The sequence below is a fragment of the Mesorhizobium sp. M1A.F.Ca.IN.022.06.1.1 genome (genome assembly GCF_003952605.1).
Taxonomy (GTDB): domain Bacteria; phylum Pseudomonadota; class Alphaproteobacteria; order Rhizobiales; family Rhizobiaceae; genus Mesorhizobium.
Genome location: NZ_CP034455.1, coordinates 4,920,608 through 4,947,149, shown reverse-complemented (window position 1 = coordinate 4,947,149; position 26,542 = coordinate 4,920,608). Strand labels below are relative to the sequence as shown.

The 26,542-nt window shown below is 60.3% G+C and carries 21 protein-coding genes and 3 pseudogenes; 5 read left to right on the top strand and 19 right to left on the bottom strand.

The genetic code is table 11. The features are described 5' to 3' along the window. Positions 1 to 4 precede the first annotated feature (4 nt). The 5 genes from EJ078_RS23625 to EJ078_RS23605 form a co-directional block, all read right to left on the bottom strand. The gene (locus EJ078_RS23625; protein WP_208721671.1) at positions 5 to 1,288 is read right to left on the bottom strand and encodes an efflux RND transporter periplasmic adaptor subunit; all 1,284 of its coding nucleotides are present in this window, start codon (positions 1,286 to 1,288) and stop codon (positions 5 to 7) included. Further along, entirely contained in the window at positions 1,272 to 4,421 is a 3,150-nt protein-coding gene (locus tag EJ078_RS23620) for an efflux RND transporter permease subunit (protein ID WP_127847460.1), read from the bottom strand. Before EJ078_RS23620 ends, EJ078_RS23625 begins: the two co-directional genes overlap by 17 nt. Beyond that, positions 4,418 to 5,557, bottom strand: coding sequence for an efflux RND transporter periplasmic adaptor subunit (locus tag EJ078_RS23615; protein WP_164747244.1), 1,140 nt, complete (start codon positions 5,555 to 5,557; stop codon positions 4,418 to 4,420). The genes EJ078_RS23620 and EJ078_RS23615 overlap by 4 nt, the downstream gene beginning before the upstream one ends. After that, complete coding sequence (locus tag EJ078_RS23610; RefSeq protein WP_245456907.1) at positions 5,550 to 5,753, bottom strand: hypothetical protein; 204 nt, start codon at positions 5,751 to 5,753, stop codon at positions 5,550 to 5,552. The genes EJ078_RS23615 and EJ078_RS23610 overlap by 8 nt, the downstream gene beginning before the upstream one ends. A gap of 77 nt (positions 5,754 to 5,830) precedes the next feature. Beyond that, positions 5,831 to 6,520 (bottom strand): hypothetical protein, encoded by a 690-nt coding sequence (locus EJ078_RS23605; protein WP_127214448.1) that lies wholly within the window; start codon positions 6,518 to 6,520, stop codon positions 5,831 to 5,833. A 214-nt stretch (positions 6,521 to 6,734) separates the two neighbouring features. Here EJ078_RS23605 and EJ078_RS23600 point away from each other — a divergent pair, with 214 nt between their 5' ends. From EJ078_RS23600 to EJ078_RS23585, 4 genes are all read left to right on the top strand, one after another. Further along, on the top strand, positions 6,735 to 7,460 hold the full coding sequence (locus tag EJ078_RS23600; protein WP_127403964.1) for a response regulator: 726 nt from the start codon (positions 6,735 to 6,737) through the stop codon (positions 7,458 to 7,460). Further along, a complete protein-coding gene (locus EJ078_RS23595) occupies positions 7,457 to 8,227 on the top strand; it encodes a HAMP domain-containing protein (protein ID WP_127214444.1) in 771 nt (256 codons plus the stop codon). The genes EJ078_RS23600 and EJ078_RS23595 overlap by 4 nt, the downstream gene beginning before the upstream one ends. Next, on the top strand, positions 8,160 to 9,212 hold the full coding sequence (locus tag EJ078_RS23590; RefSeq protein WP_245456906.1) for a tyrosine-type recombinase/integrase: 1,053 nt from the start codon (positions 8,160 to 8,162) through the stop codon (positions 9,210 to 9,212). The genes EJ078_RS23595 and EJ078_RS23590 overlap by 68 nt, the downstream gene beginning before the upstream one ends. 1,298 nt (positions 9,213 to 10,510) lie before the next feature. Continuing rightward, positions 10,511 to 11,047 (top strand): hypothetical protein, encoded by a 537-nt coding sequence (locus EJ078_RS23585; RefSeq protein WP_126043593.1) that lies wholly within the window; start codon positions 10,511 to 10,513, stop codon positions 11,045 to 11,047. A gap of 991 nt (positions 11,048 to 12,038) precedes the next feature. On the opposite strand, the gene EJ078_RS23580 is transcribed toward EJ078_RS23585, so the two are convergent. The 12 genes and pseudogenes from EJ078_RS23580 to EJ078_RS23525 form a co-directional block, all read right to left on the bottom strand. Beyond that, on the bottom strand, positions 12,039 to 13,055 hold the full coding sequence (locus EJ078_RS23580) for a DUF4238 domain-containing protein (protein ID WP_208721669.1): 1,017 nt from the start codon (positions 13,053 to 13,055) through the stop codon (positions 12,039 to 12,041). 12 nt (positions 13,056 to 13,067) lie between these two features. Next, positions 13,068 to 14,600 (bottom strand): IS66 family transposase, encoded by a 1,533-nt coding sequence (locus tag EJ078_RS23575; protein WP_024505579.1) that lies wholly within the window; start codon positions 14,598 to 14,600, stop codon positions 13,068 to 13,070. 69 nt (positions 14,601 to 14,669) lie between these two features. After that, on the bottom strand, positions 14,670 to 15,026 hold the full coding sequence (tnpB, locus tag EJ078_RS23570) for an IS66 family insertion sequence element accessory protein TnpB (RefSeq protein WP_024505580.1): 357 nt from the start codon (positions 15,024 to 15,026) through the stop codon (positions 14,670 to 14,672). Further along, positions 15,023 to 15,457 carry a transposase gene (locus tag EJ078_RS23565; RefSeq protein WP_024505581.1) on the bottom strand — a complete coding sequence of 145 codons (435 nt, stop codon included), beginning with the start codon at positions 15,455 to 15,457 and terminating at the stop codon, positions 15,023 to 15,025. Before EJ078_RS23565 ends, tnpB begins: the two co-directional genes overlap by 4 nt. Positions 15,458 to 16,045: 588 nt before the next feature. Further along, positions 16,046 to 16,179 (bottom strand): annotated as a pseudogene (locus tag EJ078_RS23560) (IS5/IS1182 family transposase); the annotation flags it as partial. A 246-nt stretch (positions 16,180 to 16,425) separates the two neighbouring features. Next, complete coding sequence (locus EJ078_RS23555) at positions 16,426 to 17,187, bottom strand: hypothetical protein (RefSeq protein WP_091595760.1); 762 nt, start codon at positions 17,185 to 17,187, stop codon at positions 16,426 to 16,428. Beyond that, positions 17,162 to 17,419 carry a hypothetical protein gene (locus EJ078_RS23550; RefSeq protein ID WP_127323513.1) on the bottom strand — a complete coding sequence of 86 codons (258 nt, stop codon included), beginning with the start codon at positions 17,417 to 17,419 and terminating at the stop codon, positions 17,162 to 17,164. Before EJ078_RS23550 ends, EJ078_RS23555 begins: the two co-directional genes overlap by 26 nt. Next, positions 17,412 to 18,344: a cupin-like domain-containing protein gene (locus EJ078_RS23545; RefSeq protein WP_126092613.1), complete on the bottom strand. Its 933-nt coding sequence runs from the start codon at positions 18,342 to 18,344 to the stop codon at positions 17,412 to 17,414. Before EJ078_RS23545 ends, EJ078_RS23550 begins: the two co-directional genes overlap by 8 nt. 2 nt (positions 18,345 to 18,346) lie before the next feature. After that, positions 18,347 to 19,375, bottom strand: a complete 1,029-nt coding sequence (locus EJ078_RS23540) for a hypothetical protein (RefSeq protein ID WP_091595766.1) — start codon at positions 19,373 to 19,375, stop codon at positions 18,347 to 18,349. A gap of 457 nt (positions 19,376 to 19,832) precedes the next feature. Next, complete coding sequence (locus tag EJ078_RS23535) at positions 19,833 to 20,393, bottom strand: hypothetical protein (RefSeq protein ID WP_091595768.1); 561 nt, start codon at positions 20,391 to 20,393, stop codon at positions 19,833 to 19,835. 883 nt (positions 20,394 to 21,276) lie between these two features. Next, a pseudogene (locus EJ078_RS23530) lies at positions 21,277 to 21,471 on the bottom strand (transposase); the annotation flags it as partial. 1,243 nt (positions 21,472 to 22,714) lie between these two features. Beyond that, positions 22,715 to 22,852, bottom strand: coding sequence for a hypothetical protein (locus tag EJ078_RS23525; RefSeq protein ID WP_164746654.1), 138 nt, complete (start codon positions 22,850 to 22,852; stop codon positions 22,715 to 22,717). Positions 22,853 to 23,108: 256 nt separating this feature from the next. On the opposite strand from EJ078_RS23525, the gene EJ078_RS23520 reads away from it, so the two are divergent. Continuing rightward, on the top strand, positions 23,109 to 23,363 hold the full coding sequence (locus tag EJ078_RS23520) for an AlpA family phage regulatory protein (RefSeq protein WP_091595894.1): 255 nt from the start codon (positions 23,109 to 23,111) through the stop codon (positions 23,361 to 23,363). Here the strand turns inward: EJ078_RS23520 and EJ078_RS23515 are convergent. Both EJ078_RS23515 and guaA read right to left on the bottom strand, forming a co-directional pair. Further along, a pseudogene (locus EJ078_RS23515) lies at positions 23,344 to 24,596 on the bottom strand (tyrosine-type recombinase/integrase). The gene EJ078_RS23520 and the pseudogene EJ078_RS23515 sit on opposite strands and share 20 nt — an antisense overlap. A 317-nt stretch (positions 24,597 to 24,913) precedes the next feature. Further along, positions 24,914 to 26,470: a glutamine-hydrolyzing GMP synthase gene (guaA, locus tag EJ078_RS23510; protein WP_067327399.1), complete on the bottom strand. Its 1,557-nt coding sequence runs from the start codon at positions 26,468 to 26,470 to the stop codon at positions 24,914 to 24,916. Between the last annotated feature and the right edge of the window lie 72 nt (positions 26,471 to 26,542).

Sequence of the window (26,542 nt, the reverse complement as noted above, 5' to 3'; positions counted from 1 at the left end):
TGCCTCAGTTGCTGCTTGAGGCGCCTTGCGCCGGTTTCTGTCCGCTATCGGCTGCTTGCACGGGAGCGGGCGCGGCCGAGGACTGATGCTCCTTGACCTCGCCGGTCGTCGGATCGATCGTCACTTCGACCGGCGTCGCCTCCGCTCCGGCCTTCACGAGTTGCGTGCCTTCGACGATGATACGCTCGCCGTCACTGATACCCTGATCCACCAGCCAGTCGTTGCCGACGCTGTTGCGCACACTGAGAATGCGTTGTTCAACTTTGCCGTCGGCATTAACGACCATGGCAGTTGGCTCGCCCTTGGTATTGCGGGTGACGCCGCGCTGCGGCACCAGATAGCTGTTCGGTGCCACCGCAGCCTCGACGATTGCGCGCACATACATGCCTGGCAGCAGCAGTCGGTCGGGATTGGGGAACTGGGCCCTCAGCGCGAACGTGCCAGTGGTCTCGCTGACATTGGCCTCGGCGAATTCCATCTTGCCGGTCTGCGAATAGATGGTGCCGTTCTCGAGCTTCAGCTTCACGCTGACACCTTCGCCGTTGAACTTCAGCCGCCCCTCGGCGATTGCCTGGCGCAGGTTGAGCAGGTTGGTGCTCGATTCCGTGACGTCGATGTTGATCGGATCAAGCGTGCGTATGGTGGTGAGGGCATCTGTCTGGTTTGCCGTCACAAGGGCTCCAGGCGTCAGCGAGGACTTGTCGACGCGTCCGGCGATGGGCGCGATGATCTTCGTGTAGGCCAAATTGATGCGCGCAGTCTCGACGCTTGCTTTGGCTGACGCAACTTCGGCCTTGGCCTGCGCCAGCGAGGCGGCGGCGTCATCATAATCCTGCTTGCTCACCGCATTCTGACTGATCAATCCGGCATAGCGGTCGAACTTCGCCTGCGCGCTCGGCACCGCTGCTTCGGCTTTCTGCTCGGTGGCGATCGCGCTGTCATAGGAGGCCTGGTAGCTCGCCGGATCGATCTGGTACAGCTCATCACCCTTGGCAACCTCGCTGCCCTCCTTGAACAGGCGCGACTGGATGATGCCGCCGACCTGGGGGCGCACCTCCGCAACGAGGGAGGCGACCGTGCGTCCCGGCAACTCAGCGGTGATCGCGACCGATTGCGGATGCACTGTGACGACTCCGACCTGCGGCCGGGCCGGTGCCCCGCCGGGAGGCGCGCTGGTCGCGCTTTGCTGAGTACAGCCTGCCAGAACCATGACGGCGCAGAACAGCCCCGTCGGGGGCACAAGGGATAAACGTGCGCCAGGCGCATATCGACTAGGTTGAATAGGCATTGTCCGGATGATTTTTCCCTGAGGTTGCTGTTTCAGTCGAGGTTTCAGCATCAGGTCTTTCGACCAACAGCTTGCCGAGATGCCGGGCAAGGAACCGCTGGATGTCGTCCATGAAGGTATAAACGACCGGTACGTAGACGAGGCTGAGCACAGTCGAGGAGATGAGCCCGCCGATGACGGCGATCGCCATCGGCGACCGCGTCTCCGCGTCGGCGCCGATGCCGAGCGCGATCGGCAGCATGCCGGCGCCCATCGCGATCGATGTCATGACGATGGGCCGGGCTCGCTTGCGGGCAGCGTCGAGCAGTGCCTCGAAGCGGCTCATGCCGCGTTCCTTCTCGGCGACCAGAGCATATTCGACGAGCAGGATCGAGTTCTTGGCCGCGATGCCCATCAGCATCAGTATGCCGATCAACGGTGAGATGCCGAGCGCCTTGCCGGTAATGAGCAGGAAACCAAGCGCGCCGCTGACCGACAGCGGCAAGGCGACCAGGATGGTCACCGGCTGCATAAAGCTGCGGAAGAGCAGCACCAACGTCAGGTACATCAGGATGATGCCGGCGGCGATTGCGGTGGCGAAACCAGAAAACAGTTCCTGCATGCGCTGGGCATCGCCGCGCGCCAGCTCATGCACGCCCTGCGGCAGGCTCTTCATGACCGGCAGCGCGCGAATGGCGGTCGTCGCCTGGCCGAGCGTCAGGCCGGAAAGATCCGCCTCGACCGTGGCGCTGCGGCTGCGGTCGACACGCGTGATGCTGTTCGGCCCGGCATTGAAGCCGATATCGGCGACGGCGCCGAGCGGTACCGTGCCCTTGCTGCCGGTCAGGGGCAGGATGCCAAGCTTCGCCGGGTCGTCGATGGCGCCGTCGGGCAAGGTGACGATGATCGAGACCTGACGGTCGCCGAGATTGAATTTCGCCAGGCTGGTGTCGGTGTCGCCGATGGTGGCGATCTTGACCGTCGCGGCGATCTCGGTCGGCGTGACGCCGAGCTCGGCCGCCTTGGCGCTGTCGGGCCGCACGATCAGCTCAGGCTTGGTGGTGGCCGCGGTCGACGTCGGATTGATCAGCCCGGGAACCGATTTCATCCCGCCAATCAGCGCATCACTCGCCCTCTCGAGGGCCGCGCCATCGTCGCCGACCAGCGTGATCGACACCTTGGCGCCGGCGAAGCCGTCGGCGCCGAACTGGAGGCGGGCGCCTGGGATGTCGTTGAGCTTCGGCGAAGCCTCGGCCTCGAACTGCTGCTGGCTCATCGTCCGCTCGGCGCGCGGTTTGAGGTTGACCGTGACGGTCGCGGTCCGCACTTCGGCCGAGCTTGAGCTTTGGTTGGGTCCGCCACCCGACGAGGCGGCCGTGCCGATCGTGGCAAACAAGCTGTCGACGGCCGGCTCCTTCTCCAGTCGTTTGGTGATCTCCTGCACCACCGCCGTGGTCTGCTCGATGGTCGAGCCGGGCTGCAGCTCGACCGAGATCATCGAGCGGCCGCGATCTGTCGCTGCCATGAATTCGGTCGGGAGATGCGTCGCCAGCATCATCGAGCCGGCGAAGAAGGCGATGCCGGCAACAAGCGTGATCCAGCGGTAATCGAGCGCCTTGCGCAGCAGCCAAAGATAGGTCGGCACCCAGGCAGGCGTGTCGTTCTCGTCATGACCGCCAGCGCGCACCAGATAGGCCCCCATCAGCGGGGTGAGCATGCGCGCCACCAAGAGCGAGAACAGCACCGAGACGCAGACGGCGACGGCGAAGGAGAAGAAGAATTTGCCGGGAATGCCGGGCATGAAGGCCACGGGGAGGAACACGGCGACGATTGTGGCGGTGGTCGCCACCACGGCGAGGCCGATCTCGTCGGCCGCTTCGATTGCCGCCTGGTAGGCGCTCATGCCAGTCTGGCGCATATGGCGCACGATGTTTTCGATCTCGACGATAGCATCGTCGACAAGGACGCCGACGACCAGCGACAGCGCCAGCAGCGTGATGTTGTTGAGCGAGATGTTGAAGGCCGCCATCACCGCGAAGGTCGGGATCAGGGACAGCGGCATCGCCACCGCCGACACCAGCGTCGCCCTGATATCGCGCAGGAACAGCCAGACCACGCCGATGGCGAGCAGGGCCCCGAGCCACAAGGCTTCGAAGGCGGCGTCGTAGCTTTCCTGGACGAAGCCGGACGAGGAGGTGACTTCGGTGAACTTTGCCGTCGTGGTCTTGGCGCCCATGTCGGCGATCGCGTCGCGAACGGCCTTGACCACGTCGATCTCGCTCGAGCCGACCGACCTGTAGACATTGAAGGCGACGACCTGCCTGCCGTCGAGATAGGCCGACTGGCGCGGCTTCTCCCAGCTGTCGACGACGGTGCCGAGGTCGGAAAGCTTGACATCCCCGGCACCGCTCAGCGCGATGCGGGTGTCGGCCAGCGCTTCGACGGTCGCGGCGCTGGCCAGCGTGCGCACCGACTGCTCCTGGCCGCCGATATTGGCGCGGCCGCCGGGCTGGTTGACGTTGTTGGAGGCCAGCGACTGGCTGACATCGCCGGCGCTGATGCCGAGAGCGGCGAGCCGGTCGGGGTCGAGCTCGACGCGGATGACGCGGTCGACGCCGCCGGAACGGGTGATCTTGGAGACGCCGTCGACGCCGAGCAGGACCTTGGCGACGTCGTTGTCGATATACCAGCTCAGAGCGTCGGGCGACATGGTCGGCGCCTCGACGACGAAGGTCAGCACCGAATTGCCGGTTGCGTTGACCTTCGCCACGACCGGCGTCTGGGCCGCGGCCGGCAGGCTGGACTGCACGCCCGAGACGGCGTTGCGGACATCGTTGGTGGCGGTCTCGGGATCCGTGCCGAGGGTGAATTCGACGGTGGTGACGGACGAGCCCTCGCTGATCGAGGTCGAGACGTCGTCGACGCCTTCGAGGGTCGCGACAGCGTTCTCAATGACGCGCGCCACCTGGACTTCCATTTCGCTCGGTGCCGCGCCCGGCTCCGCTACCGTGACGGTGACGGTCGGCGAGTCGATGTCGGGCATATTGTTGGTGCGCAGTTGCATGAAGCCGTAGACGCCGGCAACGCTGAGCGACAGGAACAGCACGATGGTCGGAACCGGATTGCGGATCGACCAGGAGGAGATGGCGTTCATTGCGCCGGCTCCGCCGTGCTCGCGGCATCGGCCGCCTTCGTCTCGTCGGCGGCGACACGCACGAGGTTGCCGTCGTTGAGGAAGCCGGCGCCGGCGACAACGACGGAAACGCTTTCCGACAAGCCGCTTTCGATGGCGACGCGGCCGTTCTGGCGCGTGCCGGTTGCAACGGGATGCGCGCTGACCTTGCCTTGATCGTCGACGACGAACACGGCCGGCTTGCCGCCATGCCAGACCAACGCCGTCTCCGCGACAGTCAGTTGCCGGGACGCAGCCGTCTCGATCGTGACGCGGGCGAACATGCCGGGCTTAAGGCCCGAGCCGTCGCTGACGGCGACATAGACGGTGCCGAGCCGGGTGGTCGAGTTGACCGTCTCGGCTATCTGGGAAACGCTGCCGGAAAAGGCGCGGCCGGATGCATCGACGATGTTCGCCGGCTGACCGGCCGAGATTGCCGCGAGATCCTTTTCAGGGACAAGCACGCCGACCTCCAGCCTGCCTTCGCGGACGATCTTCATCAGCTCGGTGCCGGCCTGGACGATGGAACCCGTCACGGCCGGCTTACTGGAGACGATGCCGTCGAATGGCGCGCGGATGATCGTCCTGTCGAGTTGGGCCTGTAGCCGCTCGGCCGCGGCTTGGGCCTGATCGACGCCGGCCTTGCCGGTCTTGACGGCGGTCGCCTTGTCCTCGGCGGTTTCAGCGCTGACGGCGTTGCTGGCGAGCAGCTTGTTGGCTCGCGCGGCGGCCGACAGCGCCGAGTCGAGCGTGGCCTGAGCTTGCTCGACGGCTGCCTTCTGCTCGGCGAGCTGCGCCTTGAGGAGCAAGTCGTCCAACCGCGCGACGACATCGCCGGCTTTCACATGATCGCCCTCGGCCACCAGAACCTCGGTCAGGCGCAGGCCGCTCTCTTCCGCGCCGATTGTCGCTTCCTGCCAAGCAGCCACCGTGCCGGTCGCGCTGACCGAGGATGTCACCGTCTGGGGGACCACCTTCTCCACCGAAACCGCGAGTGTCGCCGCCGATACGGGCGTCTGCGCCACCGGTTCGGGCGAGGCGCGGCCATAGGCTTTGAGCGCGGCGACAGCGGCCACCACGACAAGCAAAGCCAGCAGAAGAAGATATCGTTTACGCAATTTTACGGTCATCGTTTTTGACGTTGGGCGAGGCGATTAGGAGTGACAGGCGATAAGCGGCGAAGCTCAGCCGAATCGCTCCCGTCAGCGCCTGGTTCGACAGGATCCGCTGGCTGGCATTAGCGCCGGGACGGATCGTCAGGGGCGAGCCCAGGGAGGCAAGCAGCCGCAGCATCATCAGGGCTTCCCAGATCATAAATGCGTTCCATGCTTCGCAAAAAATACCGGCCGGCCCTTGAACGGGTGGGTCAGGGGGCCGGCCGGCGCAGCCGGTCAGAGTTGCTCGCCTCTCCGGGGTAGCGGTGGAGGCAGCTGTCCGCCGCGACCAGGCAGACCTCCGGGGCCGGCTGCATCCGGCGGATCACCCCATGGACCGGGGGGCGGGCCGTGCGGCCGATCCGCCGAAGCGAGGATTTCGAGCTGTTCGGGCGTCAGCTTGGTGCGCAGCACGGCGATCGCATCCTTCAGCTTGGCGGCCGAAGCCGCGCGTTTTGTGACCTCGTCGGCCAGGCGCTCCTGGAAGGCGAAGGGATCGCGTTGCGCCTGGCCGGGGCCGCCGGGGGAGCCCGGCCCGCCTGCCTCGGGGCCGCCGGGAGCGCCGGGGCCACGGTCGAACTGCGGAGGCGCCAACACCGCCTGCAGCGCGCTGGTATAGTCGCGCCAGGCATCGAGCTGCTCAGACCGGATGCCGATGCGGGTCTCGAGCGCCGAAAGCCGGGCGGCAAGCATTTCCGGCGGCGGCGGTCCCATGCTGCGGAAGCCGAAGCCTTCCGGCCCTTGCGGCCCGTGCCGCATCGGCCCAGGCGGCCGAGGCCAGGGCATCGGCCCCGGGCCCGTGTCGTCCTTCTGATTGATGGCCGGCGGCTCGCCGCCCGGTGCGGCGCCGGGATCGGGCTGAGCGGCCAGCACGGGATGGATGGCCGCGACCGAAAACAGGCCGAGCGCCAAGAGTTTGCTGCGCATGACATGATCCTTTCCTGCGTGCTTCGGGTGGTATTAGGATAGGAGGCATCCTTTGCCGCTTTGCTTCCGAATGTTGCAGAAGATTTCCAGAAAACGGAAAATTGTTTCCCAATGTTTCTAAAGGCCGATTGGAAACATTCGATTGCAATTTTTATCCCCGTTAGCTGTGGCTCTTCCTATAATCCGCGTGACGCAAGTAACGGCAGGGTAAGCGATGCAGACACAACCCCATATCCTTGTCGTCGACGACGATCGTGAAATCAGGATACTTCTCAGACGTTATCTCGACGAACAGGGTTTCCGTGTTTCAATGGCGGCGGATCGACGGGAATGCGAGCAGGAAATTGCCGCCGACCAGTTCGACCTGATCATCCTCGACGTCATGCTTCCGGACGGTTCAGGGCTCGATATCTGCCGCGCCTTGCGAGACAGCAAACCGCATGTTCCGGTCATCCTGCTCACAGCGCTGAAGGAGGATGTCGACCGCATTATCGGCTTGGAGCTCGGCGCCGACGACTATCTTGGCAAGCCGTTCAATCCACGCGAACTCGCCGCCCGCATCCGGGCAGTGCTGAGGCGCTCGGCGCCGGAGGAAGCTGCCCCGCCTCGTGTTCGCATCTACCACTTCGCCGGCTATCGGCTGGAACCGGACACTCGCAAGGTGACAAATGCTGCAGACGCGGTCGTCGATCTGACCGGTGCCGAGTTTGACCTCCTTCAAGTTTTCGTCGAAAGGCCGGGCCGCGTCTTGTCCCGCGACCAGCTTCTTGATCTGACGCAGGGGCGCGAGCGCGAGCCGCTCGACCGTTCCGTCGACGTGCTGATGAGCCGGCTCAGGCGCAAGCTCGGCGAAGACGCCGCAGCGCCTTTTTTCAAGACGGTACGCAATGGCGGTTATCAATTGGCCGTCCGCGTCGAGACGCTGGATGCCCGGCCATGACCTCGCTCCGGGCGCGGATTGCGCTGCTTCTCGTGGCTGCGATCGTGGGCGTTGTGGCGCTTGCGACGCTTGCGGCCGTCAGTGCGATGCGGGCACCCAACCTCGAAACGACGATAGAACCGGTCGCGCGCCAGATTAGGCTTCTGGCGCAATCGTTTCCAGGCCGCGCTCCGCAGTCAGATGACATCAAGCGTGACCTCTCAAATCGGCCGGCAAAGGGGGAAGACGACGAACGCGCCACATATGTTCTCGAGAGAGCGCTCGAAAACAGCGGCGCGCCGCTTCCCGCTGCTGTCGTGCGGGTCGCGGGCAAGCCAGGCATGGTCGCCCCGGTGCAATTGCCGGACGGCCGCTGGATGACAGTCGATATTCCGGACTTCTCGCCGCCGGAAGACCGTTGGCTGGTCCTTGCCGGCTGGATCACGTTGATCGTGCTGGGTGCCGCGGCCGTTTCGTTCTACACCGCGACAGTGCTGACTAGGCCCCTGGTGATGCTGGAAGCTGCGGCAGCACGCATTGGGCCGGACGGCATCCTCGCACCTCTGCCCGAAGAAGGCTCCGGCGAGGTGCGCGCCACCGCACGTGCACTGAACCAGCTTTCGAGCCGGCTTAAATCAGCCATGGAAAGTCGTATGCACCTCGTCGCTGCGGCGGGCCATGATCTGAGAACACCTATGACGCGCATGCGGCTGACTCCGGGTGGTCGCAGATCACCCGCTCATCTGGCGGGATGTAGCGGTAAAAAACCTTCGACGTATCCATATTGAAGAGCTTCTTGGCCGCTTCATCGCCACCCCACATAAGGCCAAGCACCTTTTGGTGGGCATACGCAAGCTGGTCTATGTCGCGCTGCGGCAAGACTGGATCGAAATCGATCCCACAGCAGCGGTCGAGTGGCGGCCCGCCTATGCCGGTTGGAAAGCCTGGTCGCGGGAAGCGATGGCGCAATTCGAAAACCGTTGGCAGCTCGGCACGGCGGCACGCACCTGTTACGGCTTGGCGCTTTGGCTCGGCAATCGCCGCGGCGACGTCGCGGGCCTGCGCTGGGATCAGAGGGTCACCCGCCGAGTCTTCATCGACGGTGTCGAGCGTCACTTCGACGGATTTGATATCGTTCAAGCCAAGAACAAGGGACGCACGGGTGGCAAACGGCTTTTTGTGCCTATCACGCCGATGCTGTCCGAGATCCTGGATGCGGCCGACCGGCGCGGCGAGACCGTCCTGGTCAACGGCTACGGTGAGCCGTTCTCCGCCAAGTCGCTGACTGGAATGATGACGCATTGGTGCAAGCTTGCTGGTCTGCCGAAGGGGCTGACCCTGCATGGTTTGCGGAAGTCGCTCGGTGTTTATCTGGCGGAGGCAGAGGCCTCCACCAGACAGCTCATGGACGTGCTGGGACACGACGACATCGACCATGCCGAGCTCTATTCACGCGAGGCATCGCAGGTTCGGCTGGCGGTACAGGGGATGGATCGAGTCGTACGCCTCGTGACGCGCAAGCCGATGCTTGGCGAACCTATTGGCGAACCTCGTGGCGAACCACCTTATAAAGCATTGATAAATAACGATAATGGTGGGCCCGGAGGATGTGCCGGGACCGTTGATTTCATTGGCTTTCTCGTGGGCCAAAATCAGAAATCTTCCCGTATCGCTCCGTATGGTTCCGCGCCTAAGCAAAGGACGCTGCACAAGATGGGGCTTCATGCAGGTCTGAGCCCCCGACCACTGTGGCGAGCGAGCAATCTTGGGTGAGATGAGCAATGCTGGCCGCAAGCTCCATAGGTCCACCTAGGTGTTCAAGCACCTGGCGGGCAAGCGACTCCGACTCCTCCTTGGAAAGAGGCGGTACGTCGATGACGCTCAGACGGTCTCCAGAAAAGGAATAGCTGCTTGCCTGGGCCCGGATATGCTCAACTCCATATCGTCGGAAGACAATGAGCAATTTTACACGACCCACGTTGGCCGCGGCGTAATTGAACAATGGCTGGAGACTTGTCGCTGTCATGAGCATCATCGACGACGAGGAGCAGGTCACCGGAACCAAGCTCTTCTAGAGACACCTTGGTGATCTCCATTGTCGGTGAGACAAGCCTGATCCTAGTCGCAGACTGATCGGCGGCGATTTGGTCCAGAATGGCTTGGAGCTCGAGATTTGCCGCCGCCGCCAGACCCCGTTACCAGCGTCACGCCAACGTCCGGATTCTTGTGTGCTTCCAAGGCTTCAGCAAGGGGAGCTTCTCTGCCGACCAGCTGCCAAGTATGGGTGAACAAGGTTTCCTTGCGTGCGAGAGCCGCAAAGAATTCCTGAGCCGTTTCCCACGGACTTGTGGGAGAGACGCCGAGAAGGCTATTGTCGATGTAGTTATCAGCATCCCAAAGGCTTCGGGTCGTTCCTAATATTCGGTTCAATCCGCTCAATGACGGGCTCGAACGCGGCATTAGCGACTTCGATGAGCACAGATCGATCAGCCCCGGCGACTGGCAGGGACGCAATGATGGCATTGGGATCCATGAGAGGATGATCCTTTTGGAGTGGCGTTTGGGACATCAGCCTGCGGTCGCCATGCCGACGGTGGTTCTTAGTGTGGTGGCCAATCGAGCCCAGGCGCTACCCTATGCTTACATGCGCACAGGCAGGATACGTGAGAATTTCGCAGATGCGGTCCAAAGCAGATGGGGCAGCACCTGCGGGCAGTCCGTCATCCAGGTCCTGCAAGGTGGGAGCTGAGTTGCTTACCTCAGCAGTGCCGCTCGCCCGCGCTATGGCCGGCAGTTCTAAGCTTTAGAGGAATAATGCGGGGCCGTTTTCGGATGAAAACGCCGATTGCCAAACGCCGCACCGGCTGGAATTTTTCGCGCTCAGCCTCTCCGTAAGCCGTAAAAGCGCGGAAAATTACGTGTCGCTGAATTTTCCGCGCTTTTGGATTCACGAGCGGGAATTTTCCGCGCTTTTAAACTGATCGGAGCTATTTAAATCGCTTGAGAATCCATCCGTTGCTACAATATCAAAGAGCGCACGGGGCAGACCGACACCAACTGGAGGCAAAGCAATGGAAGAGATTCAGAAGCGCCGCGTCGGCCGCCCAATTGGCAGCGGCGTCAAGAACAACGATCAGGCCCTTGCCAAGGTCGCAAGTATCTTGCTGGATAATCCTTCCATGAAGGCGACTTCAGCCATGAGGCGGGTCCTCAATGATATGTCCAGCTCGCGGAGGGAGACAGACGTTACCTTGATCCGTCGATGGCAGGGGCGCTGGAAGCTGAACAGACAGAAATTCATGAACGAAGCGGCGGCAACGAGAGCTGCAAGGACGGCGAGAGCGCCCTCGCGCACGACGTCATCGATCTCCGACTCGGCTAGCGAGTACCTTATGCGGAAAGCCAAAGAGACGGCGAGTATGTACAATTTTTCGGAAGCATCTGCTCTCCAAAAGGCCGCGGCTGGATACCTCGATACGCCCCTCAGGAAAGAGGTACATGGTGTTTTAGACTCACTGGCGCTGAGGACGGCGCTGGGTCTTCACGAATCGTCCATTCAGCGAGAATTGCGGCGCATGACGGATTCCACTGTCATGGAACGATGCTGAAAGCCTTGGAGGAGCAGGATCGCTTCCTTGCCGAGCTGAAAAAATGGGGTTGAGGCTACAAAAACTGCCCAATAACGGCAATTGACGCCAAGGCAGCGCGCGACCGGTTCGCGAAGGACAGATTTCGGCCCCAGCCGGGACTGAAACGACGCATTTTGTAGGTATAATTTTCTAAGATGGCGCTTTTGCAATTGACGCCTGCAAGGGTGCCTCATGCTTGCGCCGTAAAACGCAACACGAGCGCAGACGGTTCAGTCTGTCGTTTGAACCTGGAATCTGGTGAAGGCAACCGAACCAATGGACAAGATCACAATCGACTTCTGGGGCTTTGCAATAACGGCCGAAGGGTTTTACGGCGTCTTGGCCGCGTCGGGGCTGGTGATGGCCATTGTCATTGTGTTGAAGGTCGGGAGGCGTCGGGGTACCTAAGGCTGCTTCTCGGCAAGACGGAGGGCATCGATGTGCGAAGCCAGTATGACATTGTTAAAGATTGGGCACTCCTATCCGACGACGAGGCGATGGAAGCCGAGATCGAAGGCACGGCAAGGACGCTACCACGTCGGTCGCCTAGTGTCCCTTGGAAGTGTCTGGCAATCGTGAAGATGCCGAATATCGATTCTGGTTCGATCTGTTTTTGAGACTTTCCAGAAAGGACGACGTCGGGTGGGCTTAGCCCGTAGGAGACTAACCTAACCAATCTGTCCCAGTTCGCATGGGACGCCACTCCCGCAAACGATAGCGGCTGCTCTTCGTGCTTCACACGCTAAGCTGTAAAGTCAAAGCCGACGCCGTACCTCCGTTCTATGACCCACTCGGGACCAGCATCCCGCCATCGGCCAACGCGTTGCCTTTGCGATTGGCAAAAGGATTGGCGGAAAGGGCCATGAACGAGGATGACGACACCCTCTTCTTGGTCTTCGATGAAACCGAACAACCCGAAAACGCCGCCAGGTGAGAATGATGGCGAAGCGCCAGAATAGCATTGGTCTCCTTAGCCTCGAACCTTCCGCCAAGGCGGACTACCCCAAAGACTTGACGTCGCAGTCCTCCGACGGCGGAAGCCTGCGCCCGTATCGTTGGTGAAGACGAAACGATTGTTTCGAAACTTCAGGAACGAGGGCCACGTTGGCGGAACCGGCCTGACAGTTCTCACGTGGATAAGCACGTCGTCATGCTCCCGAGCGTCGGGGGCATCTACGACTGCGTAGTGAGTATGAGTTTCGGTTCTGCCGTCGGCTACCGCCATAACCACGTCAAACCGACTCGGGGGTCGCAGATGCGCAACTGAGATCGCTATAGCTTGCACATCATCCCCAGAGCTACGCTCGCCAAAGTACAGATTTGCCGCGCAGTTCAGTACCTGCTGGTGGTTGCACGCAAGAATGTCCGCCGTATTTGACACATCGATCCAGCCACCGACGTGCTCGGCTTGATAGACGTCGCCATCCAGGAGAACAGCCAACAGCGTTGGCGAAAGCGGCAGGAAGAGAAGCGCACCTGCGCTGGAGATTCCAAAAGATCTGTGCTGCGCATGCCTGTGCTGTTGATGCCAGCGGTTGGCGAGAGCAGCAGGGTCATCTGATGTGAGAAACGGCACCGAGGTAAGGTTGCGAACAACCCGCACCTTTAGATCGTCTACGACGCTCATCGTTTTGGCGTAGTGATGCATCGCCGAGATCACCGCACTTTTGACGGCCTCCTTGAAAGACGGTTGTTCGAAGTCCGCACCTTTGACTGACGTGGCAGCGAAAGCAAACTCCGCGGATCGACGCGCGGCGGCTTCTGTGCGGACATGCTGCAGGTAGGCGAAACGCCTGAGGATTGTGGCATGAAGATCCTTGATGACCGCACGTGGCTTGAGCAACGACGAAACGCAGTCGCCATAGTGTCCCTCGACGGTCTGGATTGCGGTTTCGAGCCTTGGGTCCTGCCCGTAGAAGTAATCCCTGGAACACTGATTCTTCACCGGGGCATCGAAGAATGATTGGTTGCGATCAAGGTTAAACAGTAAGCGGTGTTCTCAGGCCACGGCCTTGAGCTCGAGCTTGTTGATGTAGACCCAAGGCAGGAGATCGTCGATCTGGCTGTTGGGGTGGCCGTTGACGATCCTGGTGAGGACATCGGCGAGATAGCCGAGCGGTTCGACACCATTGAGCTTGCAGGTTTCGATCAGCGAGGCGATGACTGCCCAGTGTTCGGCGCCGCCGTCAGAGCCTGCGAAGAGCGCGTTCTTGCGGTTGAGCGCGATCGGACGGATCGAGCGTTCGACGGTGTTGCTGTCGATCTCGATGCGGCCGTCGTCAAGGAAGCGCGAGAGGCCTTCCCAGCGTGAGAGCGTGTAGCGGATTGCCTCTGCGAGCTTGGTCTTCTGACTGATCAGGCCGAGCTTCTCACGCAGCCAGGGTTCGAGATCGGCGACGATGGCGCGGCTTTTGTCCTGACGCATCGCGCGGCGCTCGTTGGCCGATCGGCCACGGATGTCATCCTCGATCTTGTAGAGTTCGGCGATCCGTCTCAGCGCCTCGCTGGCGATCGGCGCGGGACCGGCTGCTGCCAGTTCATAAAAGCGCCGACGGACATGCGCCCAGCAGAAGGCGAGCGTGACGCCGCTTTTGTCGGCCAGCACGCGATAGCCGCCATAGCCGTCGACCTGCAAGATTCCGGTGAAGCCTGCGAGATGAGCGATCGGACGCTCGGCCTTTCGGTCCGGCGCATAGACATAGGCGACGCCCGGCGGGTCGCTCCCCTCCCATGGTCGGTCATCGCGGGCATAGGCCCAGAGTTGACCTGTCTTAGTCTTGCCGCGGCCGGGATTGAGCACCGGCGCGGTCGTCTCGTCGGCGAAGAGTTTTGGCGAGGACTTCAGCTTGCCAAGCAGCCGCTCATGCACCGGACGCAGGTGCCAGGCGGCGCGGCCGACCCAGTCGGCGAGCGTAGAGCGATCGAGATTGATACCCTGCCGGGCGTAGATCTGCGCCTGACGATAGAGCGGAAGGTGATCGGCATATTTTGAGACCAGCACCTGGGCGACCGTTGCCTCGGTCGGAAGACCACCCTCGATCAGCCGGGCCGGCGCGGGAGCCTGAACCACGACGTCCTCGCAGGCGCGGCAGGCATATTTGGGCCGCCGCACGACGATTACACGCAGCTGCGCCGGAACGATGTCGAGCCGCTCGCTCACGTCCTCGCCGATCCGATGCAAGCCATTGCGGCAGCATGGGCAGGCATGGTCCTCGATGTCGACGATCATTTCCACCCGCGGCAGATGGGATGGCAACGCGCCGCGGTTCGTCCGGCGCTTCCTGGCGCGCTCCAGGCGCTCTGCGGGAGATGCTTGTTCGTTCTCTTCCTCGTCGGCGGCCTCGATCTGCTCGGCCTCTTCGAGCCCCAGCAGCAATTGATCCTCGGGGAGCGTCTCGGCACGCCGGCCGAAGCGGTGACGCTGCAATTCCTTGATGATCTGAATCAGACGGGCATTCTCGACGTCGCGCGCCAGGACCATCGCCTTCAGCGCGTCCGGATCGTCGGGAAGCTGGTCAGCCGTCATCGCCATGAGCGGATCAGACCATATTCGCCGACAGCCCGCGACAGCGGAATCCAGGCTGATTCACTTCGTCGCGGGTCAGCCCGCCTGGGCTGGAACGCGGGTCCGGCGCGCCTCGTGGACTCGCCGCCAGTCGAGACCTTCGAGTAGCGCCGAGAGCTGCGCGGCCGTCAGCCGCATCATGCCGTCATGCACTTTCGGCCAGCGGAACTCCCCATCCTCCAAACGCTTGGCATAGAGGCAAACCCCGGTGCCATCCCAGAAGATCAGCTTGATCCGGTCAGCCCGCTTCGCCCGGAAGACGTAGACGGCCCCGCTGAACGGATCGGCCCCCATTGTCTCTCGCACCAGCGCCGCCAATCCCTCCGCACCCTTGCGGAAGTCGACGGGCTTCGTCGCCACCATGACCTTGACCGCACCCGTCGGCCCGATCACGACGTCGCCTTCAGCGCGCGGATCACTGCGGCCACCGTCTTGGTATCGGCGCCCCGGCCGACGCGCATCGCGACGCCGTCGATCTCAAGCTCGATCATGCCGGCATCTCGGGTGGCTTGCCGTTTCCGCTGCTTCGGTGAACGGCTGGCTACAGGTTCCGCCGCCGCCACAACCGCCGGCACAAAGGCAGGAGAATCTTGCTGCACCGAAGCGACCTGTTTGCGCGCTTCGCGGCGCCAGGCGAAGACCTGCTGCGGCCTGAGACCATAACGGCGGGCGACCTCGGAAATGATCGCATTCGGCTCCAGCGTCTCTGCGATGATCCGCGCCTTGTCATCCACCGACCAGTGACGCCGACCGCCGGCACCGTTGATCACCTCGAAACGCCGAAGCTGCCGCTCCGGGTCAAGCGTAAGGTCAAGTCCAGACACAAGCCGATCTCCGATCCCAATACAGGATCGGCAACCTCACAGATCGCGACCACTCCCGAAAGGTGGTCAGGAAACACCGCTTACGTTAAACAGGTGAATGGCTTTGCCTTCGGCACACACGCTGAAGGGCGATAGATGTACCCGGGGAACAAAGTGCTGGTTCTTGTTCTCCGCCATGCAATTGAGCGATCCGCCATTCCGGCACTGCCGTGGGGGCGCTCAAACACCCGCGCCAAGCCGTTGCTATCACACAGAGCTTCCAGCGGGAATGTACGTCTCAGGCCCGCCCTTCCTGGCACTCAATCGAAGAGACGTGACGAACGCCGTCGCAGGGTGGCGTTCGTTTCACGAAGCGTCAGACTTGGATGCGGCCGACGCGCTGTCCCGGGAGGACGGCTCCAAAGGAGACGGCGTGCAGGGCTGGCTTGTCCCCAACACGGGAGCGCAGCGAAGGAGCGGGCAGGAACGGGACAAGACGGCCGCGCCGGCTAGACCCGAGTAACCTTCCGATACCATGCCAAGGCGTCCGAAGGCCGGCGAAAAAGAATAGCGGTCGATCCTCGCTCAGGGCGAACCAGTAGTTCCGCTGAACATGAAGTCGGCGCGCGAGAAAGTGCCATCCGTGCGGTTTTATCGAACACGGGGATATGCTGCGCGATCTCCCGTTCCTTGACCAACCAGGCGAGGTTCGCTGCCGATCCGTAGGCGCTGTCGGCGGCCAGATGCGTCGGCTTCTGGGCCGCAAGCGGACTATTTGTTTTCGGGTTGGCCGGTCTAGAAACGGACTAACACGTCCAGCATAGCGCGGACCGCTTGGCGCCAACAGCCGTCCTGAGAACTGTCCGGTTGACTCCCCGCGGTTCGCAAGCGAATTTTCATCCAGGAGGTCGACAGATCTAACGGCGCGGGTCAACGGCGAAGGCGACCTGAATAAGAGCGTGCCTGCCAACACGATCCCCACGGAGCAATCACCGATCCCTAACTAGGGACGTCGCAAACCCTCCAGCCCTCTGGCTACCCAATTCGCGCTCTGTGTATGCGGTGAACTGTAGCAATCTCTGCCAAAAGAGTTCTTCAACCCGAGTCGAGGCAAATTCTTTGGACAGTTCTCCGATGCGTCTTGCAGTGTAGCGGATGTGGCTACACTCGTCGCCACTTAACTTGCATAGCGTTCGACCCAGCATGTCTAGGTTACGGTGCGGGCAATATGCCTCGAGCACGGGCTCCAACAACTTCTGGTGAATGCGGGTCCTCACCTCACCGAGGTTCACCTGAATCAAATAGTCGAGCACCCTCCAGGTTTCGAGGCTAGCGGCCTCGACCTGGCTGTGCTGCATGGGGGGAAACTGGGTCTCAACGGCCCCGCGCACATTATCTGGCAATGCGTCTGGAAATACCAGATCGGCGAGACGAAGGTACATTCGGCAATGACCTGCCTCATCCTCGACATGCTGGCTCAGATCGTCAACAAGCCCGGCACTTGTGCAAGCGTTGGCAATCTTCGCTAAGTCGCGGGAACCCTCGCCCTCTTTGATCGCATTCGAGACAAGCGACTGCAGCACCCATACCGGGTTCTCAATATGCGACCTAAAACTGTTGCCGTAGTCGGCGAGGAAGTATGGCGGCACGTGACGTGCAACAGCGTCGCCAAACAGCCGAAGGTAGTCGCGCGTTGCTATGTCGCCTTGTTCGTCAAGGGCAGTTTCAACAAAACGCGCGACGTAGTCCATTGTCATTTTTCAACTTCGAGCGGGCCATTGCAAGAGCGATAAAAGGGGCCATGCCGTCCTTGAAGGGTGAACTGCTGATACCGATTATCCCTGCGTTGATGGCAATGTTGTCGACCTTCAGGGTTGTCCCATCGACATAACCGGAAATGCGTATGCCTTTACCTCCAGCGAGGGACCTGAGGGCCTTAGCTTGATCTTCACTCAGTTCGAAGGAAAGCGGTGCTTCAGACATAGTCGAAAACTCCTTTGCCATAGAATTCACTGAACGCCGTTATAATTGCAAATCTTGCGATGGGAGACAATTGCAAAAGGACACGCTTCAAAGCAGAAGCGCCGCCAAACTCTTCAAGGTCAGCCAAGAATGTCCTAGTATCCGCCACAACGATTGCAGGACGCTCCCAACGCTCTTGCCCAACGCTGTAAATGATCTCTGCCAAGTGGTTATCGAACCACCAACGCGACACCGAAATGCTAACTGAGAGGGATTGGACGTAATGCCAGTAACTGGGAGGGATATGCAGGAGGTCGCATGGACCGACGATTGCATGACGTAACGACGGCACGCGTTGCCAGACATTGGGGTCCGTCGGCGAGGCATCGCAATGGTGCCCTCGCACTGTGGCGCCGTCCGTGAGCGCGAAGGTATCCCGTGGGTGGCAGACTGCAACATATTTCCACCCAAACAACTGAATGAAGTAATTATGGTTCGTGACGTAGTCGTTGTGGTTATCTTGATGAAAGGTTTGCACCGTTCCTGGCGGACCGATCCATATGTTGTCGAAGTATGCCGGCTCGCGTGATCGAGGTGAAACAGGCAATCGATGCGCGATGTCGACGAAGGACGCGTCACTCTGCCTGAGATAAAATTCAGTTGTGTCGAGACCAGCGAGATAATCGCCCAATCTCTGTTGCGCCCGGAGGTTCCGCCATCGTTCCTTATGCTCGAGCGTGACCAAGCGCGTCCCATGCCGTGCCGCGATACGCTGGGGTGTGAGGAGGGCAGCAAGTTCATCCAGAGCGGAAACGTCTCGCGACACCCAGGGAGTTTCCATCAGCTCTGCTGCGCACTTCATTCCGATGATGGGGATGCAACCTATTTCCCGAAATCTCACATCGGGACAAACGTATGACAAGTCTGGAGGAGCCGTCTGCAACATCCTCAGCCTCCAAGGGCAGCAACATATCCGCTTGGCAACTGGTCAGCATCGAACGCGGTCCAAGGGATATGATAGTGCACTCGGCTAAGATCCGACTGCCCATTTGCTTGCCATCGTTCCCGATGGGCTGCCAAGGTGCCGGCAAATTCGAGGCCCAGATCACCGAACACGACTATGTCGCGGCCGTGATAAAGCGCGCCCGAGCGGCGCTCGCTATCGATGAGACCGAAAGAGTAGTGTGTGAGGTCGAATGTACGCTCGACGCCTAGGTTCACAGCGCGGAAATTCGGTTCAGCGCCAAAAAGGTAGCTCCGGAATGCCAAAGAATCCAAAACAGGGTGACCAAAGCCTCGGCCCTTTTCAATATGCAAGAAGGACTTCGGTCGCGGATCAATAAGCTTTTCAAGCGGGATGTACCATGTGTCCTCATCTGCAATGGAACCGGTTGTAGGGACGGACACGGACATCCTAGCGCCGACCGTGAGTAGTCCTTTCTCGGTTGCTAGGAAGATCGTAAAGCAGTCCCCGCCACCCGGAATCGCTACAGGCATAGCGAGCATGCCTCCCGGCACCCGCAACGCCTCGCGAAGCAGTCGCGGGATGCCACGAAACGCAGAAGTGGCTATTATGACGTCGAAGAGACCCAGCTCGGGTAGTCGATCGACCCAATCACCTAATTGCACGCGCACACCAGAAGTGCCGATGAGGGCGCGCTGTGATTGATCGAAGAGGTCGGGAATAATCTCGCAACCAAATATCAGTGGGACGTCTCCTTCCCTGCCGGCTAGCAAGGAGAGTACTGACACCAGATAACCAGTTCCTGTTCCAATTTCGTATATGCGCTTCCCCCTCAGATCGCCGAGTTCTCTGATTATCCACCTAAGAAACGTTCGATCCGATATTGCTGAGAGAGTTGTCCCATCTGCGTCTGAGAACGTTCGAATAGGACCATCAAAACGCTCATGCCCCCTCGGGGCAAATCGCGCTATGTCCACCCCCGCGAAAGCGGCGTTGATGTCAGTATCGCCCATGGCACTAGGTTTAGCTAATTGATCTTACCTTAAGCTAATAGAGAGCGTCAGTTCGCACCGCGATGCAAGCACTTTTGCCAATACTAGTCTCCAGCTATCCATTTCAGTTGAACCCACATTCCATGCCTGTTCATGGCGCGACCGCGACGGCGCGCGTTGTCAACCGAAATGTCTGCTTCCGGGCAGAGGTAAAGTTCGCCTCTATGGCCGACACGAGGCGCAAAAGCTGCCAGGCGGCGTTGGGCCGTTGCAGGTTGGCAGTTTTAAGGCACAAATAGTCGGAAACGAACGTTGAGGCACCCCGCTAGGCATAGTCGTGACCTGACCCAAAGCTACCGTTTCGGCCAACACGGAAAAGCCCTCCAAAAGGGCCTCGCACTCAGTTCGCCATAGGCCGATTGCAGTGCGACGAATAGATCGCTTGCTGCGCTCAAACCCGGCTACAGCGAGAAATTCGCTACTGGTGCGGCATCGTGATGCCGGCCGCGGTCGGCGGCAGCGTGGTCGGTGCCTGCCAATTAACGTCGACTTTGCCCGACGCGGTCAGCCCTTGCGGGAGAAAGGCGGCCTGATCGAGCCTAACGACAAGGACGTAGTCACGGCGCTGTCCTGTCGGTGTGATCTGGATCGACCCCTTCTGTCCCAGCGTTGTAGGGATCTTGCCCTTGGTCAGTTCCAACTTGAACCACAGGGGGACCGTACCTGAAAACACCGGCGTGACGACATGGGCGAGCATGTAGATCGGCTGCGTGAGCCGCACATGGTAGGTTGTGCTGTCGCCATTGGGCGTATCAAGCGATGTCGACCCCGTCGCCGACTTCGCGCCCAAGGTAACCAGCGCGCCGCCGATTGGAATGGTGCCGCTTATCTTGCAGAACTCTACTTTGCCGCCGACCACTAAGCCGGCAAGGCCAAGTGTATTTTGAATGCGAAAAGCGAGGCCGTCATTCTCATTCCAGCTGTGATCGATATGATCGACGTGGAGCGCGCCGTAGAAAGCTTCGTTGAATGCCGGCACAACCTCGAAACCAATGCGACCTGGAAGCGGCCAAGGGCAATCGGTCCAAGTTCGAGCGATATAGCCCGAGTAGCCGTACGATTGATCGTCATCGTGCGATCGTTAAATCCAAGATTGTTGAATGCCTCGATCGTGTCTTCGATTGGCCTTCCGTGACGTCGAACTGGACATCCTGGCCTGCGCGCCCGCGGTACGGTGCCGCCATTCTTGAAGTGACCAGTGTAGCGCTCGCGGGGAAATAGGAAGCCATCGCTGCCGATTTAGTATTTCTGAAGGTCGGATTATAGTCTTTGCAGGCCATCTCGCTCAGAATAATTCGCGGCGGAGGGCACGTAGCAAAGATGGGTTCGCAAGCTCGATCAACGGCATCTTCTCTGTCGAAACGCCAACAGTGACGCGCAGTAGAACCGCGAAGGCGTGACGAACGAGATCGAGAGAGTGATCGTCGGCCCAATAGTCGCTGGACGGTCTCTTGCGCGTTCTCGCCCAAGTTGGTGGCACGCCATGAGCGATGTCATTCCTGATCGCAAATGCAAGACTGGCCGCATTGGACCATGTCTGAAGAAGGGTGCGCTCGTCTCCCGCTGGCAGCGGTTGACGCGAATGTTTCAAGCATCCCGATCAAATCAGAGATCATCTTCGCGTCGGTCTCGGGTCGAATGCCCTTTGGATTGACGCCCTTGAGCTTCCACAACGCCGCTCCAGGTGATGTTCGATGCTGGCGGCGAAGATGATGATCGGCGCAATGCGCTGGCCAACCAGCGGCTTCAACCCAAGCCGCTCTTCGAGGGTATCGGCCCTTCCATAGGTCATTCGCGATCTCGCGACACCTTGCCCGGACGGGGCGGACCATACATTTTTGCGGCAGCATCCTTCAAGATCCATTGTCGAGCATCCGCTCCGCCGGCAGCTTCTTGAGCCGCGCGTTCTCGTCCTCCAGCGCCGTCAGGGGACGGGCGTCGGACAATTCCATCCCGCCAAACTTCGCCTTGAACTTATAGAAGGTCGCTGCCGAAATGCCGTGCTTGCGGCAAAAGTCCGCCGTATTCGCACCGAGAATGTCTCGGGGCTTGAAGATCGATCAATCGAACCAACGTTGTGGATAGGTGGCAGAGCGGTCGATTGCGCATCCCTGATAAGGAGGTGGACCTTCATCGGTCTCGTGGGTTCGAACCCCGCCCTGAATTAGAAAAGCCCGCTCCTGGATTCAGTCGAGCGGGCCCTTAAAGGCTATTTTGTTTTCGGCTATGGTCCGCGGGTCACTTCGATGTCGACCGTCCGGATGGGCCCATTTCCCTTGCGTTTTGGCCCTTCGACATTCTGCTGTTTGAAGACATTGGAAACATCATTTCCGTTTGACCCTCAACCCGCTTGCGGCCAAGCTTTTGTGGCGAAACAGCCGGCTGTCTTCCTACTTCCGGAAGATCTATCATCCCCAGGCGTTCGACGGGCGTCTTCTAAATCTGGACTTTAGGAACTTGCTTTGAGCGCGGGCCGACCTCACCCTCGGATGCAGCCTCTCTCAGCATCGGTGCCGTTGGTGGATCAAGGCAAACCAAAACGCCAATCTCTGCGCTCTCCAGTTTGTGGATGGCGTCGACGCCAACGTGCAGTCCACCTTTTCGGACACAACCAGTTCGCCGGAAACCAAACTCCTTGGCGCTCTTCTGAATGAGGCCAAAACTGCTTCATGTCTGTCAAACCGGCGCTATTTCTTTTTTTCACCCTTTGCGTAAGAGCGGATCCCGCGACCGATTTGACTGCCTTTGAGGAGCTGTTAGAACGAAGCAACTTGGATGCCGTCGAAGCAACTTTCTTGCTCGTAGTCTCATTGGGTTTCTTCGCCATTGGTTTTCCCCGCGCGGTTGAGTCGGAGTAATACGCATTGTGATGCGTCTGCAATCAACTGCCGGAGAGCACTGTCCCCAACTTTCATTTTCCAACACTCGGTCCGGTTCCGCAAACAACCAAGCGGAGCAGGAACTATGCTCGCCTTCATTGCCTTTCACCTTTTGTCGGTCGGCATCGGCTGTTCTGCCGTCCTCCGTGATCAGCCACGCTAAGGCACGCAGGAATTCGAAATATGCGAGCACATCTTCGATGAAGATGTTGGCGATGCAACGTTTCTCATCACAGTATTTGACAAGGTAGCCGTTGCGACCGCCGAGCCTGCTGCCGTTTAACCAAAGACCAAGTCTCGCTGTCCATGTCGGCAATCTCTCATGATTGGTGAGATCGGCGACGGCGTAACTGCGAAGCCGGCGGCGCTTCGCGTCCTCGGCTGTGAGCGTGATCTCGCGGCGCTTCGCCTCCGCCGCGATCTAGCCGCGCCGGCCGATTAACGCGTCAATTGGCGCAAGGTCATTGTCAGCGCGCAGCTTGAGATATTCGAGCATCGAGAAGCCTGCAGCAAGGATCGCCTGTCGGACCTTATGCAGCGCCTGCTCGATGGATCCCATTGGTGGTGCGGTCCTGACATAATCCGCAGTGAAATGCCCTTGAGTCTTCACGTCAGTAGGCGAGGATACGTGGTCGCAATTGAGGGCTGTACGAAACCTCGAAAAGTTGCGCGATTGTTGGCCAGTAAGGCAATCCATCCCGGTCACGCAAATGGTCAAACGGCAGCAGTCTTCCGAGGTCGATAAATTCAAGGGCATCGAAATTGGGCAGCCGGATCCACTTCTGGTTCTACCACACATCGCGTCGCGTCGAGTAGTGCGAACTGTTCGCCGGTCGCAGCTGCGAGAAATCGTTCCCCTGTCTGATACGACCGTCTATGAGATGGAACAGCGTGGCGAGTTCCCACGACGCTTCAATCTCACCGCCCGCTGTGTTGTTTGGGACTTGGCAGAAGTCGAAGCGTGGATCGAGGAGCGGCGGAATGCGTCATCTGTCGGAAAAATCAAGACCAAGCCTGCGCCTGACGTAAGACTACGAAAGGCAAGACCCGTCAAATCGGATCAAGGATAACCGCTGCCTCTGCAGGCGGCTGGAGTCTGGGCGTGTGCTTTTTGCCTGCCGCCCACGCATCGACCATGTCCGCCCATTCCTGCAGCATATGACGACGCTGCGGCTCATATTCAGCTCTGTTGTAGACACCTCGAGAGGACCGCCTGTCGTCGTGGGCAAGGCATTTCTCAATCCAGTCGCGATTAAATCCGATCTCGTTCAGGAGTGTTGAGCCGGTGCGCCGAAGGTCGTGCACTGTGAAAGGCGCGAGCGGAAAGTCTTGCTGCTTTGCCCGCTCGACAATCGCCGCGGTTACCCGATTGAACGTCGCGCGCGACATGGGCTCATCGGCATCGTAGCGGGACGGCAGCACATATCGGGAGTTCGCCGCACAAGTCTTGAGCGCGATCATGATATCGAGGGATTGCTGTGACAGGTAGACGTTATGCGGCTTCTTCCGCTTCATTCGCTCTTTTGGGATGCTCCAGACGGCGTTCTCGAAATCGACCTCGTCCCAAGTCGCCTCGAGTAGTTCACTCTTTCGGACCATCGTGAGCAGGATGAACTTTAGGCCGACCCGAATCGTCGGCAGCGTCGGCACGTTTTCCAACTCTTTCAGCATTATCCGGATTTCTGCAGGCGACAGAGCGCGGTCTTTCGCCTCGAACGTGGCAATTGAGGCTGGTCCCACCTCGTCCGCAGGGTTGGCGATCTTCTCGCCGTGCAGAATGGCGTAGCTATAGATCTGCTTCACGACATCGCGGATATGGACGGCGGTTGCCGGCGCACCACGATCCCTCACCTTTGCGCAGAGCGCCCGCAAGTCGTCAGGTGTTATTTCGGTTAGGAGTCTTTTTCCCAAATCGGCAAAATGTCGCGATCGAAAATAGCCTTGCGCATCGAGCGGGTGCTATCCGCCATCTTCGCTTCCTTTAACCAGCGCTTGCCTTGATCCCCGAAGCTCGCCGTGCCTGACAGGCGACGCTTCTCGCGCTGCTTTTCTTGCGCCGGCGACTTTCCGGCTGCCACCATTTTTCGCGCGGCAAGGCAGCGGTCGCGTGCCTCTGCCAGCGTGAGACCTCCGTTCCCATATCGGCCCAGCGTCACAGTCTCTCTCCGACCATTGGTCCGGTAGTCGTACCGAAACGCAATCTGCCCAGTCGGAGACACCGCAGCGTACATACCGTCACGGTCGGCAACTTTGTACATTTTGTCTTTCGGTTTCAGCCGCTTAAGGGCAATATCTGTTAACATAATGACAGAGGATCGGATCACAACTTGGGTTTCTCGGCCGCCAATTTTACCGTCATTAATTTTACCGTCAACTGTTAGGAACGATCATTGTATTTCAATGCTTTGATGGGCAAGAAGTGAGTGCGCTTGCAATCGGCGGGACGACGGTATTGCATGGCAGGAAAGAGAACGCTGAAACGCATGCCGTCAAATTTACCGCCAAATGATTCCGCTTCCAGGCGATAGATGGCGATAGATGCAGTAAGGAAAACACACTTATTTCAGAGGCTTATACAACTCTGATCGATACTTACCGAAAGCTAGCTAATGATGCACCTTTATTCCCACTCGATGGTGCCCGGGGGCTTCGACGTAACGTCGTAAACGACGCGATTGATGCCTTTCACCTCGTTGATGATGCGGGTGGCGGCGGCGCCCAGGAAGTTCATGTCGTAGTGGTAGAAATCGGCCGTCATGCCGTCGACCGATGTGACAGCGCGCAGCGCGCAGACGAATTCGTAGGTGCGGCCGTCGCCCATTACGCCGACGGTCTGCACCGGCAAGAGCACGGCGAAGGCCTGCCAGATGGCATCGTAGAGGCCTGCCTTGCGGATCTCGTCGAGGTAGATGGCGTCGGCCTCGCGCAGGATCTCCAGCTTCTCGCGGGTGATGCCGCCCGGGCAGCGTATGGCAAGGCCAGGACCCGGGAACGGATGGCGGCCGATGAAGCTTTCGGGCAGGCCGAGCTCTCGGCCCAGCGCCCTCACCTCGTCCTTGAACAACTCGCGCAGCGGCTCGACCAGCTTCATGTTCATGCGCTCGGGCAGGCCGCCGACATTGTGATGCGACTTGATCGTCACCGACGGGCCGCCGGAGAAGGAGACGCTTTCGATGACGTCGGGATAGAGCGTGCCCTGCGCCAGGAAGTCGGCGCCGCCAAGTTTCTTGGCCTCTTCCTCGAACACCTCGATGAACAGGCGGCCGATGGTCTTGCGCTTCTTTTCCGGATCGCTCTCGCCTTCCAGCGCCGAAATGAAGCGGTCGGAAGCGTCGACCAGGATCAGCGGCAGGTTGTAATGCTGGCGGAACATCTCCACCACGCTTTTCGCCTCGTCCTTCCGCATCAGGCCGTGGTCGACGAGGATGCAGGTCAACTGATCGCCGACCGCCTCGTGGATCAGGAGCGCAGCGACCGAGGAATCGACGCCGCCTGATAGCGCGCAGATCACCTTGCCCTTGCCGACCTGCTTGCGGATCGCCTCGACCGCCTGCTCGCGATAGGCAGCCATGGTCCAGCCCGTGCTGAGGCCGGCGATATGGTGGACAAAGTTGCTCAGCAGCTTCGCGCCGTCCGGGGTATGGACGACCTCGGGATGGAACTGCACCGCGTAAAACTTCCGTGCCTCGTCGGCAATCGCTGCGAAGGGCGCGCCGGTGGAGGTGCCGACGATCTTGAATCCTTCCGGAATGGCGGTGACGCGGTCGCCGTGGCTCATCCAGACCTGATGACGCGTGCCCCTGGCCCAGACACCCTCGAACAGCGCGCAGTCGTCCTCGATCTCCAGGAAGGCCCGGCCGAACTCGCGGTGATGGCCGGCCTCGACCTTGCCGCCGAGCTGAGCGCACATCGTCTGCTCGCCATAGCAGATGCCGAGCACCGGAATGCCGGACGAAAAGACCTCGTCGGGCGCGCGGGGCGAGCCGATGTCGACGGTCGAGTGCGGGCTGCCCGATAGAATGACGGCCTTCGGCCGGATGCGGCGGAAGCCCTCTGCGGCTGACTGGAACGGAACGATCTCGCAATAGACCCCGGCCTCGCGCACGCGCCGCGCGATCAGCTGCGTGACCTGGCTGCCGAAGTCGATGATGAGAACGGTGTCGGGATGTGTCGTCATGGCGAGCCTTTAAAGAAAGAACCGATTCGGCGCAATGGTGGCGCGCTGCGGCGTTCGGTCCTTGCCAGAGCG

Bases quoted from the DNA above. Each gene is read 5' to 3' on its own strand.
- EJ078_RS23625 (WP_208721671.1), bottom strand. From the start codon at position 1,288: ATGCCTATTCAACCTAGTCGATATGCGCCTGGCGCACGTTTATCCCTT.
- EJ078_RS23620 (WP_127847460.1), bottom strand. From the start codon at position 4,421: ATGAACGCCATCTCCTCCTGGTCGATCCGCAATCCGGTTCCGACCATC.
- EJ078_RS23610 (WP_245456907.1), bottom strand. From the start codon at position 5,753: ATGATCTGGGAAGCCCTGATGATGCTGCGGCTGCTTGCCTCCCTGGGC.
- EJ078_RS23605 (WP_127214448.1), bottom strand. From the start codon at position 6,520: ATGCGCAGCAAACTCTTGGCGCTCGGCCTGTTTTCGGTCGCGGCCATC.
- EJ078_RS23600 (WP_127403964.1), top strand. From the start codon at position 6,735: ATGCAGACACAACCCCATATCCTTGTCGTCGACGACGATCGTGAAATC.
- EJ078_RS23595 (WP_127214444.1), top strand. From the start codon at position 7,457: ATGACCTCGCTCCGGGCGCGGATTGCGCTGCTTCTCGTGGCTGCGATC.
- EJ078_RS23585 (WP_126043593.1), top strand. From the start codon at position 10,511: ATGGAAGAGATTCAGAAGCGCCGCGTCGGCCGCCCAATTGGCAGCGGC.
- EJ078_RS23575 (WP_024505579.1), bottom strand. From the start codon at position 14,600: ATGGCGATGACGGCTGACCAGCTTCCCGACGATCCGGACGCGCTGAAG.
- EJ078_RS23555 (WP_091595760.1), bottom strand. From the start codon at position 17,187: ATGGACTACGTCGCGCGTTTTGTTGAAACTGCCCTTGACGAACAAGGC.
- EJ078_RS23550 (WP_127323513.1), bottom strand. From the start codon at position 17,419: ATGTCTGAAGCACCGCTTTCCTTCGAACTGAGTGAAGATCAAGCTAAG.
- EJ078_RS23545 (WP_126092613.1), bottom strand. From the start codon at position 18,344: ATGTTGCAGACGGCTCCTCCAGACTTGTCATACGTTTGTCCCGATGTG.
- EJ078_RS23540 (WP_091595766.1), bottom strand. From the start codon at position 19,375: ATGGGCGATACTGACATCAACGCCGCTTTCGCGGGGGTGGACATAGCG.
- EJ078_RS23525 (WP_164746654.1), bottom strand. From the start codon at position 22,852: ATGGGATCCATCGAGCAGGCGCTGCATAAGGTCCGACAGGCGATCCTT.
- guaA (WP_067327399.1), bottom strand. From the start codon at position 26,470: ATGACGACACATCCCGACACCGTTCTCATCATCGACTTCGGCAGCCAG.